9 protein-coding genes are annotated in these 12,202 nt (G+C 53.7%); 5 read left to right on the forward strand and 4 right to left on the reverse strand.

The window, feature by feature from the left end; all coding sequences use genetic code 11:
* Positions 1-273 precede the first annotated feature (273 nt).
* The 3 genes from fdnI to fdnG are packed head-to-tail and all read right to left on the reverse strand — an operon-like array spanning position 274 to position 4,866.
* Positions 274-930 carry a formate dehydrogenase-N subunit gamma gene (fdnI, locus tag M8370_RS08055; RefSeq protein WP_013096526.1) on the reverse strand — a complete coding sequence of 219 codons (657 nt, stop codon included), beginning with the start codon at positions 928-930 and terminating at the stop codon, positions 274-276.
* Positions 923-1,807 carry a formate dehydrogenase subunit beta gene (gene fdxH, locus M8370_RS08060; protein WP_003857048.1) on the reverse strand — a complete coding sequence of 295 codons (885 nt, stop codon included), beginning with the start codon at positions 1,805-1,807 and terminating at the stop codon, positions 923-925. Before fdxH ends, fdnI begins: the two co-directional genes overlap by 8 nt.
* A gap of 11 nt (positions 1,808-1,818) precedes the next feature.
* Positions 1,819-4,866 (reverse strand): formate dehydrogenase-N subunit alpha, encoded by a 3,048-nt coding sequence (gene fdnG / locus M8370_RS08065; protein ID WP_148790941.1) that lies wholly within the window; start codon positions 4,864-4,866, stop codon positions 1,819-1,821.
* 221 nt (positions 4,867-5,087) lie between these two features.
* Between fdnG and yddG the strand changes: the two genes are divergently transcribed.
* The 3 genes from yddG to M8370_RS08080 all read left to right on the forward strand — a co-directional run bounded on the left by yddG (position 5,088) and on the right by M8370_RS08080 (position 8,344).
* A complete protein-coding gene (gene yddG, locus M8370_RS08070; protein WP_062676900.1) occupies positions 5,088-5,966 on the forward strand; it encodes an aromatic amino acid DMT transporter YddG in 879 nt (292 codons plus the stop codon).
* A gap of 625 nt (positions 5,967-6,591) precedes the next feature.
* A complete protein-coding gene (gene ompC / locus M8370_RS08075) occupies positions 6,592-7,665 on the forward strand; it encodes a porin OmpC (RefSeq protein ID WP_013096520.1) in 1,074 nt (357 codons plus the stop codon).
* A 142-nt stretch (positions 7,666-7,807) separates the two neighbouring features.
* On the forward strand, positions 7,808-8,344 hold the full coding sequence (locus M8370_RS08080; protein ID WP_148790942.1) for a dihydrofolate reductase family protein: 537 nt from the start codon (positions 7,808-7,810) through the stop codon (positions 8,342-8,344).
* A 62-nt stretch (positions 8,345-8,406) separates the two neighbouring features.
* Here the strand turns inward: M8370_RS08080 and M8370_RS08085 are convergent, their stop codons facing one another.
* The gene (locus M8370_RS08085) at positions 8,407-9,894 is read right to left on the reverse strand and encodes an MFS transporter (RefSeq protein WP_250020743.1); all 1,488 of its coding nucleotides are present in this window, start codon (positions 9,892-9,894) and stop codon (positions 8,407-8,409) included.
* A 116-nt stretch (positions 9,895-10,010) separates the two neighbouring features.
* Here M8370_RS08085 and M8370_RS08090 point away from each other — a divergent pair, with 116 nt between their 5' ends.
* Both M8370_RS08090 and M8370_RS08095 read left to right on the forward strand, forming a co-directional pair.
* Complete coding sequence (locus tag M8370_RS08090) at positions 10,011-10,586, forward strand: TetR family transcriptional regulator (protein ID WP_045294179.1); 576 nt, start codon at positions 10,011-10,013, stop codon at positions 10,584-10,586.
* A 208-nt stretch (positions 10,587-10,794) separates the two neighbouring features.
* Positions 10,795-12,180 (forward strand): NarK family nitrate/nitrite MFS transporter, encoded by a 1,386-nt coding sequence (locus M8370_RS08095; protein ID WP_045294182.1) that lies wholly within the window; start codon positions 10,795-10,797, stop codon positions 12,178-12,180.
* Positions 12,181-12,202: the final 22 nt, after the last annotated feature.

Below are 12,202 nucleotides of genomic sequence, written 5' to 3' on the forward strand. Positions count from 1 at the left end.
GCTTTCAGTTCGATGTTTATCGAAACATAATAACTTACACAGGTATTACAACCCTCCGGACCGTTAGTGAATATTGAATTTGAGAGATATTTTCTCAACACCGCTGGCATAACACACGTGGAGAAAAAGAAATTAAATAATAAAAATTTTGTATGTAAACTTCGCAGCGCAAGAAGTACCGTCATTGCGGCGATAGATGCGTTAGTGACGAACACATAACGTAGGCCCGCGCAAGCGAAGCGCCGCCGGGCAAAGCCAACGGCGCAGGACGTTTTACTTCATCCCTTCCGTACTCTCCTGTTTCGCTTCCTGTCGCTCCACTTCCCGGTACCAGCGTGGGTGGTGTTTCTGCGCCCAGCGGCGGCTCACCTTCCCTTCAATCATGCCTTTAATCGACCCTTTAACCCAGAACGCCATATACATATGGATCAAAATGGCATGGATCAGAATGATGGCTGAGGTTGCGTGGATCAGCAGCGCGTAGCGGATGACCTGCATCGGGAAGTACTGCGCAAAATAAGGACGCCAGATGATCACACCAGTCACCAGCAGGACGAAAATCATGCTCATGATGCTCCAGAACATCATCTTCTGTCCGGCATTGTATTTACCGACCTTCGCGACTTTATGTTCGTTCCCCTTCAGGACCTCAATAATGCCCTTCAGCCAGGGAATATCCTGCTTGTCCGGGATATTGTGGTGGACGAAACGCACAAACATAAACATCAGCACCACAAAAATCAGTACGCCAAAAAACGGGTGCAGAATACGCCCCATCTGCGGCGTGCCGAACGTTTCCGTCAGCCATTGCAGCGTCGGGAAGAAGAACGAAATTCCGGATACGGCCACCAGGAAGAAGCAGATCACCACCGTCCAGTGACAGGCGCGATCGACAAACTTTGTGCGCACTATCATTTTCGACTTACTCATGATGCTCCTCCTCGTCGTCATCCACCTCTTTATTCGGCCCGATACCGATGTAGTGATAAATCAGCCCGGCAAAGGTGGCGATAAAGCCCGCCGCCGAGAGCGGTTTTAGCGCCCCTTTCCACAGGTTGATGGAGGTATCGATCGCCGGATCTTTCGGCAGATTGTGGTACAGCTCCGGCTGATCATTGTGATGCAGAACATACATCACATGCGTACCGCCCACCCCCTGCGGGTTGTAAATGCCCGCCTTGTCGTAGCCGCGCGCTTTCAGTTTGTCCACGCGCTGCTGCGCCACCTCCAGCATCTCTTTCTTGGTGCCGAAGTGAATGGCCCCGGTTGGACAGGTCTTGACGCAGGCAGGCTCCTGCCCGACGCTGACGCGGTCTACGCACAGGGTGCATTTGTATACCCGGTTATCCTCTTTATTGAGGCGCGGGATGTTAAACGGACAACCCGCAATGCAATATCCGCAGCCGATACAGTTATCCTGCTGGAAGTCGACGATCCCGTTCGCATACTGGATGATGGCGCCTGCAGACGGGCAGGCCTTGAGGCAGCCCGGATCTTCACAGTGCATACAGCCATCTTTTCGAATCAGCCACTCCAGCTTGCCGTTCTGGTCAGTTTCGCTAAAACGCATCACCGTCCAGGATTTGGCGCTCAGATCGGCCGGGTTGTCGTAAACGCCAACGCAGTGCCCTACCTCATCGCGGATATCATTCCACTCTGAACAAGCCACCTGGCAGGCTTTGCAGCCCACGCAGGAAGAGACATCGATAAGCTTGGCGACTTCGGCCTTATAATCCCGCGCGCGCGGCGCGGGCGTTATCGGGTTGGTCGCGGAGCGTTTAATAATGTCTTGTGTTTCCATCGCCATTTACTCGCTCCTTACGCTTTCTCGATGTTGACCAGAAACGCCTTGTACTCCGGCGTTTGCGAGTTGGAATCGCCAACGTTTGGCGTCAGGGTATTGGCGAGATAGCCTTTCTGCGCCACACCTTCAAAGCCCCAGTGCAGCGGGATACCCACGGTTTCCACCTGCTGACCATTCACGTTCAACGTCTGCAGACGACGAGTGACCACCGCAACCGCACGGATAAAGCCACGTTTGCTGCTCACCGTCACGCGATCGCCATTGGCAATCCCTTTCGCTTTCGCCAGCGTTTCGCTTATCTCCACAAACTGTTCCGGCTGCGCGATGGCGTTAAGCCGCGCATGCTTGGTCCAGGTGTGGAAATGCTCCGTCAGGCGATAGGTGGTTCCCACATACGGGAATTTGTCCTTTTTGCCTAAACGCAACACGTCGTCAGCGTAGATACGCACGACCGGACTGGAGATAACATTTGGGTGTAGCGGATTCGTGCCGAGCGGCGTTTCCATTGGCTCGTAGTGTTCCGGGAATGGCCCCTCTGCCAGCTTGTCGAGGGCAAACAGGCGTCCCAGCCCCTCCGGCTGCATAATAAACGGCCCGGTCTCACTGCCCGGTGGCGCGGTGTTGAAGTCAGGAATATCATTCCCCGCCCATTTCGCGCCGTTCCACGCGATCAGCATCCGTTTCGGATCCCACGGTTTACCGTTGATATCCGCCGACGCGCGGTTGTACAGCACCCGACGGTTTAGCGGCCATGCCCAGGCCCAGCCCAGCGTATTGCCCAACCCGGACGGGTCTGCGTTATCGCGATTGGTCATCTGGTTGCCCTGCTCGGTCCAGCTGCCGGTGTAGATCCAGCAGGACGACGCGGTAGAACCATCATCGCGCAGGAGCGCAAAGCTGTTCAGCAGCTGGCCTTTCTTCGCCACCAGATTGCCGTTGGCGTCATAGAGATCGGCCAGCGCCACGCCGTTGTTCTCTTTGGCCACCTCTTCGGATTCAGGATGATCCGGTTGCTTATAGTTCCAGCTCATCTTCAGCAACGGTTCAGCGCCTTTGCCACCTTGGGTGCGGTACATCTCACGCAGGCGATGGTAAATCCCGGCCAGAATTTCACCGTCATTACGCGCTTCACCCGGCGCATCCTGCCCCTTCCAGTGCCACTGTAACCAGCGACCGGAGTTGGCGATCGACCCGTCTTCCTCGGCAAAACAGGTAGACGGCAAGCGGAAGACCTCGGTCTGAATTGATGCGGGATCCACATCATTCATCTCGCCGTGGTTCTGCCAGAAGTTAGACGTTTCCGTCACCAGCGGATCGATAACGACCATGTACTTCAGCTTGCTTAGGCTGCGAACCACTTTGTTTTTGTCCGGGAAGGACGCTACCGGGTTAAAGCCCTGGCAGATATAGCCCGTGACGTTGCCCTTATCCATCATGTTGAAATACTTGATGACGTCGTAGGCCTGGTCCCATTTCGGCAGCCACTCAAAGCCCCAGTCGTTCTCTTTCTGCGCCGCATCGCCATAAAACGATTTCATCAGGCTGACGTAGAACTTCGGATAGTTGCTCCAGTAGTTCACTTGCTCCGCACGCGTCGCTTTTGGCGTATTGGCCGTGAGATAGGTTTGCAGATCGGCCTGTTTTTCCGACGGAAGCGTCAGGTAACCCGGCAGGCTGGTCGAGAGTAACCCCAGATCGGTTAAGCCCTGGATGTTGGAGTGACCGCGCAAGGCATTTACCCCGCCTCCCGCCATCCCCATATTGCCGAGCAGCAGCTGAATCATCGCCATGGTACGGATGTTCTGCGCACCAACGGTGTGCTGCGTCCAGCCCAGCGCGTACAGGAACGTGGTGGTTCTGTCGGCGGCACTGGTAGAGGCCAGAACCTCACACACTTTCAGGAAGTCGGCTTTTGGCGTACCGCAGATGTTTTCTACTACGTCCGGCGTATAGCGGGAAACGTGCTGTTTCAGCAAGTTCCACACGCAGCGTGGATGACTCAGGGTTTCATCGCGTCTGGCATAGCCGTTTTCATCGAACTGATAGTTCCAGGACGATTTATCGTACTGACGTTTGTCCGCGTCATAGCCGCTGAACAGCCCCTCATCGAAGGCAAAATCATCCCGCACCAGCAGGCTGGCGTTGGTGTAGTGTTTTACGTACTCCGCGTTGATTTTATTGTTTTCAATCAGATACAGCAGCACGCCCGACAGGAACGTAATGTCCGTACCGGAGCGGATCGGTGCATAGATATCGGCCACCGATGCCGTACGCGTAAAGCGCGGATCGACGACGATAAGCGTCGCATCGTTATTGTTTTTCGCTTCCATCGCCCAGCGGAACCCCACCGGATGGGCCTCAGCGGCGTTGCCACCCATCACCATCACGACGTTGGCATTTTTGATATCAACCCAGTGGTTGGTCATCGCACCGCGACCAAATGTTGGAGCAAGACTTGCTACCGTTGGTCCGTGTCAGACGCGCGCCTGGTTATCAACCGCCAGCATCCCGAGGGAGCGAACAAATTTTTGCGTTAGCATGCCGGTTTCATTGCTGGCCGCCGAGGCGCACAGCATGCCGGTAGAGAGCCAACGGTTCACCGTCACGCCCTGTGCGTTCTTCTCAATGAAGTTGGCGTCGCGGTCAGCTTTCATCAGTCTGGCAATCCGGGAGAAGGCTTCATCCCAGGAAATACGCTGCCATTTGTCGGAACCCGGCGCGCGGTATTCCGGATAGCGCAGACGGTTATCGCTGTTAACGTAGTCCAGCAGCCCCGCCCCTTTCGGGCAGAGTGCCCCACGGCTCACCGGATGGTCCGGATCCCCTTCAATATGATAAATGGCCTCTCTGGCGTTCTTCGCGCCATCGCCCAGGCTATACATTAAAAGCCCACAACCCACGGAGCAGTATGTGCAGGTGTTACGGATCTCTTTGGCACGCAGCAGTTTATAGTTGCGCGCCTGAGCCAGCGCCATTTTGGGAGCGAATCCCAGCATCGCGGCTGTTGTTCCGGCCATACCGCCCGCGCAGATTTTGAAAAATTGTCTGCGGCTGACGTCCATTGTTGTCCTCATTTACGGATAAGACTTCGCGCCGCAAACTAACAGCAAAGCCCCTGTTTTTTTTGCGTCAAATCAAGGTCGCCGGTGTTCGCCCCCTTAATAGTCAGCCATCTCGCATTTAAATACCTCTTTTTGATTAACGGCTTAAGAGAATAATTCGCGACCGGGGCGCGATCGGTGCTATAAGTTTTGCCTTTAGTTTTGAGAGTAGCGGCAAGGATATGGACAGAAAAAGAGCAACGCTGATTGGGCTGGCAGCAATCTTGTTATGGAGCACCATGGTGGGGCTCATTCGCAGCGTGAGTGAAGGGCTTGGGCCTGTGGGGGGTGCCGCCATGATCTATACCGTCAGCGGCTTACTCTGTCTGGTGACGGTAGGATTTCCTCAAATCCGGCGCTTCACTCCCGGCTATCTTATTGCCGGCAGCCTCCTGTTTGTGAGCTACGAAATTTGTCTGGCGCTGTCGTTAGGGTATGCGGCTACGCGTTCACAGGCGATTGAAGTCGGCATGGTGAATTATCTCTGGCCAAGTCTGACCATTGTGTTTGCCATTTTGTTTAACGGACAGAAATCGTCCCTGTGGGTGATCCCCGGATTAGCCCTCTCTTTACTCGGTGTGTGCTGGGTATTGGGCGGCGAACAGGGGTTGCAGGTGAATGAGATTATCCGCAATGTTGTCTCCAGCCCCCTCAGCTATGCCCTTGCATTTGCCGGCGCGTTTATCTGGGCGGCGTACTGCACGGTAACCAGTAAATATGCCAAAGGACAAAACGGGATCACGCTCTTTGTGTTGCTTACCGCGCTGAGTTTGTGGGTGAAATATGCCCTAAGCGATCAACCGGAAATGGTGTTCAGCGTTCCGGTGGTAGTGAAATTACTCATGTGCGGCGTCGCACTGGGGCTGGGCTATGCGTCGTGGAATATTGGGATCCTTCACGGTAACGTCACGGTGCTGGCAGCCGTGTCCTATTTTACCCCGGTCTTATCCGCTGCGCTGGCGGCGCTGTTGTTGAGCGCCCCACTGTCCTTCTCCTTCTGGCAAGGCGCCATCATGGTCTGTGTGGGTTCTTTGCTGTGCTGGTACGCCACACGAAAATAATCTTTTCCTGATGCCGGGTTAATTACAACCCGGCCACATAATTAACATAAATTTAAAATGTGATCGCCCATTCACTCTTTAGCAAAATAATAGAAAGCGGTTTAGATTCTGTTTATATTAACTCTAGTTCGTAAAGATATGGCGCGCAAATTGACATAAACTGACACCGGAACGTAATAACTGCATAGCAAACAGTCACGTCAGAAAAAGCATAAAATAATATAATTCACTGCAAAACATTCACATCACACATCGGAATCAGCGTGCGATTAATCTTATAAAGCACTGATTTTAATGCATATAAATTTCATCAACGATCGCAAAAGAACGGAAAAAACGATAATTAACACCATGAAATAAAAATGGTAATAATTATATTCCCCGCAACGAAAATGGCGGTAAAACGCGCACAAAATGCATAATTTTCAGGCAATTTATTCGTTAAAGCTGAAATTTACCCGATCACGATCACACTAATTGAAATTATCTTTAATATTTTGAAACTTATTATTGAAAGCAGGCTACAAGATTTTTAAAAATAGCTTGCCATTGACGAACAGCCTCGTTTGGAAATCGTTCGAAGTGGTTCAGGAAATACCCAAGAAAATTATAAGGAATATTTAAGATGAAACTTAAATTAGTTGCAGTGGCGGTCACTTCCATGTTGGCAGCAGGCGTTGTAAACGCGGCTGAAGTTTTTAACAAAGACGGTAACAAGCTGGATCTGTACGGTAAAGTCACAGGTCTGCACTATTTTTCTGATGATACTGACAACGACGGCGACAAAACCTACGTTCGTCTGGGCTTCAAAGGCGAAACTCAGATCAATGACCAGATGACCGGTTATGGCCAGTGGGAATATGAGTTCAAGGGCAACCGCTCTGAATCCCAGGGTGCTGACGGTAACAAAACGCGTCTGGCGTTCGCAGGTCTGAAATTCAACGAATTCGGTTCCTTCGACTACGGCCGTAACTACGGCGTGGCGTACGACATCGGCGCATGGACTGACGTTCTGCCAGAATTCGGTGGCGATACCTGGACCCAGACTGATGGCTTTATGACTGGCCGTACAACTGGCGTAGCGACTTACCGTAACACCGACTTCTTCGGTCTGGTTGACGGTCTGAACGTTGCCGCTCAGTACCAGGGTAAAAACGACCGTAACGACATCACCGAATCTAACGGTGACGGCTGGGGCCTCTCTTCTACCTATGAATTCGACGGCTTCGCAGCGGGTGCAACCTACGCGAAATCTGACCGTACTGACCGTCAGGTTCGTGCAGCTAGCGACCTGAACGCAGGTGGCGAGAACGCAGAAGTATGGGCAGCCGGTCTGAAGTACGATGCGAACAACATCTACCTGGCAACCACCTACTCTGAAACCCGTAACATGACAGCTTTCGGTGACGGTCACGTTGCAAACAAAGCACAGAACTTCGAAGTTGTGGCTCAGTACCAGTTCGACTTCGGTCTGCGTCCGTCCATCGCTTACCTGAAATCCAAAGGTAAAGACATCGGTTCTTACGGCGACCAGGATCTGGTGGAATACGTTGACGTTGGCGCGAGCTACTACTTCAACAAAAACATGTCCACCTATGTTGATTACAAAATCAACCTGCTGGACGACAATGCGTTCACCAAAGACGCTAAAATCGCTACCGACAATATCGTTGCTGTAGGTCTGACCTACCAGTTCTAAGATTTGTCACACCAGAAAGCCAGCCCCTGCGGCTGGTTTTTTTTTTGCCCCTCTGCCCGCTCCCCTGATCGTCATCCCCTGGTTCCGGTATACTGCTCTGTCGTCACTGTCCTAACGTCACAGCCTGAACAGGGAGCCCTCGATGATTACCACCCACGTTTTTATCGCCGTCAGTCTTGATGGCTACATTGCCCGCCAGGATGGCGATATCGGCTGGCTACTCCAGCGCGATGATCCAACGGAAGATCATGGTTATGATGCGTTCATCGCCGACAAAGACTGGATTGTGATGGGCCGGGGAAGCTATGAGAAAGTGCTGACCTTTGACCAATGGCCCTATAACCGACCCGTGCTGGTGCTCTCCAGTCAGTTGGCTGACACCGAGGTGCCCGAGGCGCTGAAAGGTAAAGTGCAGTTCTCCCGCTGTACCCCAAAGGAAGCGCTTGATGAGCTGGCAGCGCAGAACGCACACCGCGTCTATATTGATGGCGGACAGGTGATCCAGTCGTTTCTGCGCGAAGGACTGGTGGCCGATATGGTTATCACCACTGTTCCTGTCCTGATCGGCTCAGGCAAGCCGCTGTTCGGCTCGCTGTCCCGGGATATCGATTTAATGCTTTTATCCACCCGTAGCTTCCCGTCGGGTCTGGTGCAATCGCACTATCGGCTGACGCGATAACGACACCGCGCCGCTACAGCAGGAGTGAATAGCCCGAAGGTGCAGCGCCTTCGGGCTTGCATTTACTGTTGCGGCGCGTTCGCCAGGCTAAACCAAATCCCAATCGCCAGCAGCAATAACATCCCACCGGCGCTGCCTAACGCCACGCTGTGCGACGTGATAAACGCCGTTTTTGCCGCCTCAATGACGGTTTCACCGAGCGCCGGACTGAGATCCTGCGCGACCTTCATCGCTTCGCCAATGGATGACGAGGCTTTATCAGCCAGCGTTGAAGGTAAGCGCTGCGGTAGTTCAATCGACGCCGAGAAGCTGCGGGTCAGCAACAGACCAAATATCGCGATCCCCAGGCCCGCGCCCAGTTCGTAGGACATGGTTTCGATCGCCCCGGCAGCGGCGGCTTTCTCTTTCGGCGCCGCCGCCATGATTGCCGAGGTGGAGGCCAGCAGCGCACTCGCCGCACTGAAGCCAAGCAGCACCATCAGGCACCACGCCTGCCACTGCTGCGTGCTGAAGTCGAGCATCGACAGGCCAATAAAGCTGACGGCGCTCAGCCCCATTCCGCCTGCCGCTACCATGCGCAGCCCCAGACGACCAACCAGTATCCCGGCAATCGGGCCGCTGAACCCACTGGCGACCATGAGCGGCAGCATGAACATGCCCGCTTCAAACGGGGTAAAGCCATGCACAAACTGCAGCTCCTGGGCCATCAACAATTCATACCCCACCAGGGCGATCATGGCGGTCATCGCCATCACCACCCCGCTTAAAATGATGCGATGGCAAAACAGGCGCATGTCGATCATCGGCACGCGGGCGCGAAGCTGAATACGCACGAAGATAAACAGCAATACCGCGCCGGTGAGCAGTGTACAGGCCACCAGCCATGGAGAAAGCCCGCCTTTCAGCGCGGTTTTGGCGCTATAGACCAGCAGCAAAATTGCCACAATCAGCATGACGGCATGGCTAATATTCAGCGGCTGCTCTGGGCGCCCTTGCTGACGCGGAACATAGACCGCGGCCAGCGACACCACCACCAGCACAATCGGCACGTTGATCAAAAAGACCGATCCCCAGTAAAAATGCTCCAGCAGCATACCGCCAATCAGCGGACCAAACGCCGCCCCGCCGGACCCGACCGCGGCCCAGACGCCAAGCGCGATGTTGCGATCTCGCGCGTTAATAAACAAGGTGCGTATACCCGCAAGGGTTGCCGGTATGATCATTGCCGCGCCAATTGCCAGCGAGGCGCGCGCGGCAATCAGCCAGCCCGCAGAGGGGGCAAAGGCCGCCGCCAGCGATGACAGGCCAAACAGCGTGCTGCCAAGCATCAGCAGCCGTTTAAAACCGATGCGGTCGCCGAGCGCGCCCATTGGCAACACCATACCCGCCATCACCAGCGAGTAGATATCGATGACCCACAATAATTCGTTACCGCTGGCGCCCAGCGTCATGCTCAATGTCGGCGCCGCCACGTGCAGCACCGTCGCGTCAATCGCCACCGGGATATACACCAGCACGATAATCACTAACGCTAACCACTGACGAAACATAAATTTCCTTTTTATATAAAAATGGACACATGTCCAGGATGCGATCCTACGGAATGTTGAACACTTGTCCAGCTCTTTGTTACACTCGTTTCATTGCTATTTAAGAGTGAGAGAAAATGGGTTATCTGACCAGGGATGAAAGACGGGAAGAGATCTTACAGGCCGCTATGCGCGTGGCGCTGGCCGAGGGATTTTCCGCCATGACGGTGCGCCGCATCGCGTCCGAAGCCGGTGTCGCTACCGGGCAAGTGCATCACCATTTCACCTCCGGCGGTGAGTTAAAATCGCTGGCCTTTATCCGGCTGATCCGCGAACTGCTGGATGCGGATGTGCTCGGGGAACACGCCAGCTGGCGGGCACGTTTACATGCCATGCTCGGCAGCGATGACGGCAGGTTTGAACCCTACATTCGCCTCTGGCGAGAAGCGCAAATCCTCGCAACCCGCGACGCGGAGATCAAGGGCGCGTATGTGCTGACAATGGAGATGTGGCATCAGGAAACGGTTGCCCTTATTGAAGCTGGCAGGAATGCAGGCGTATTCCGTTCCGGTGACCCGGCAGCAAGTATTGCCTGGCGTTTAATTGGCCTGGTGTGTGGCCTTGACGGCATATATCTATTAAACATGCCTGAAATGGATGACGCTGCGTTTAATAATCATCTTGATAAATTAATTTCTCTGGAGTTGTTTTAATACTCCCTTCTGAGTAATTAAATCCCGCCGTTACAATTAGTAACACATTAGGCGAACCCCTATTTCATTTCCAAACTCTGGGGTTCGCTTTTTTATCTATCCTTTCAGATGTATCTCAATACTTCCAATAACCACAATACCAGACATTCACATATCTAGCTGTTTTTACTTATTTTTTTATCTCCATTTGGGTAAGCAAGAGGGCGATATGTCACAACAAAGTGAGAAAAGTCATCACCATCTTTTAAGTAACTGGAAACCGGAAAATCCGCAATTCTGGGAGAATAAAGGCAAACATATCGCGCGAAGAAACCTATGGATTTCTGTGGCTTGCCTGCTATTGGCCTTTTGCGTCTGGATGTTATTTAGTGCCATTGCGGTTAACCTCAATAAAGTCGGATTTAATTTCACTACCGATCAGCTTTTTATGCTAACGGCATTACCTTCTCTCTCCGGCGCAATATTGCGTGTCCCCTACTCTTTTATGGTGCCGATATTTGGCGGACGTAACTGGACAGTATTGAGCACCGTGATCCTGATTATCCCCTGCGTCTGGCTGGGGATTGCCATTCAGAACACCGCGACGCCTTACTGGGTCTTTATCGTCATTGCCCTGCTCTGCGGATTTGCGGGCGCTAACTTTGCCTCCAGCATGGGTAATATCAGCTTTTTCTTCCCGAAATCCAGACAGGGTAGCGCGCTGGGAATCAACGGCGGGCTGGGAAACCTGGGCGTCAGCGTGATGCAGTTGATCGCGCCACTGGTCATTTTTCTGCCGATCTTCACCTTTCTGGGGGTAAACGGTGTGCCTCTGGAGGACGGGTCCACCATGTGGCTGGCGAATGCCGCCTGGATCTGGGCCCCGCTTCTGCTGCTGGCCACCATTGCGGCGTTTATTGGCATGAACGATATCGCCAGCTCAAAAGCCTCTATCGCCAGCCAGCTTCCGGTACTTAAGCGGTTTCATCTCTGGCTGCTGAGCCTGCTCTATCTGGCGACCTTCGGCTCGTTTATCGGTTTCTCGGCAGGCTTTGCCATGCTGTCGAAAACCCAGTTTCCGGACGTTAACATTCTTCACCTTGCCTTCTTTGGCCCCCTGATTGGTGCGCTGGCGCGTTCAGCGGGCGGGATGATCTCCGACAGGCTGGGCGGCGTGCGCGTCACGCTCATCAACTTTGTCTTTATGGCCATCTTTAGCGCCCTGATCTTCCTGACCCTGCCCGGCTCGGGCTCCGGCAGCTTTGTCGCGTTTTATCTGGTCTTTATGGGGCTGTTCCTCACCGCCGGGCTGGGCAGCGGCTCAACCTTCCAGATGATTGCGATTATCTTTCGCCAAATCACCATCGACCGGGTGAGAAAGCAAGGTGGCACCGATGAACAGGCGCAGCATGAAGCCGTGACGGACACCGCTGCCGCGCTGGGCTTTATCTCCGCCATTGGCGCAGTAGGCGGATTTTTTATCCCTAAAGCCTTCGGCACCTCGCTGGCAATGACCGGATCGCCGGTCGGCGCCATGAAAGTCTTCCTCGTGTTTTACATCGTCTGCGTGCTCGTCACCTGGCTGGTGTACGGCCGTAAATCCTCACAAAAATAATAACTACATCTTCGCCGGAGCG

It is taken from the genome of Enterobacter cloacae complex sp. OE43NF (genome assembly GCF_023544405.1).
Classification (GTDB): Bacteria; Pseudomonadota; Gammaproteobacteria; order Enterobacterales; family Enterobacteriaceae; genus Enterobacter; species Enterobacter cloacae.

Coding starts and splice junctions, on each gene's coding strand:
- yddG (WP_062676900.1), top strand. CDS start 5,088: ATGGACAGAAAAAGAGCAACGCTGATTGGGCTGGCAGCAATCTTGTTA.
- fdxH (WP_003857048.1), bottom strand. CDS start 1,807: ATGGCGATGGAAACACAAGACATTATTAAACGCTCCGCGACCAACCCG.
- M8370_RS08080 (WP_148790942.1), top strand. CDS start 7,808: ATGATTACCACCCACGTTTTTATCGCCGTCAGTCTTGATGGCTACATT.
- ompC (WP_013096520.1), top strand. CDS start 6,592: ATGAAACTTAAATTAGTTGCAGTGGCGGTCACTTCCATGTTGGCAGCA.
- fdnI (WP_013096526.1), bottom strand. CDS start 930: ATGAGTAAGTCGAAAATGATAGTGCGCACAAAGTTTGTCGATCGCGCC.
- M8370_RS08085 (WP_250020743.1), bottom strand. CDS start 9,894: ATGTTTCGTCAGTGGTTAGCGTTAGTGATTATCGTGCTGGTGTATATC.
- M8370_RS08090 (WP_045294179.1), top strand. CDS start 10,011: ATGGGTTATCTGACCAGGGATGAAAGACGGGAAGAGATCTTACAGGCC.
- M8370_RS08095 (WP_045294182.1), top strand. CDS start 10,795: ATGTCACAACAAAGTGAGAAAAGTCATCACCATCTTTTAAGTAACTGG.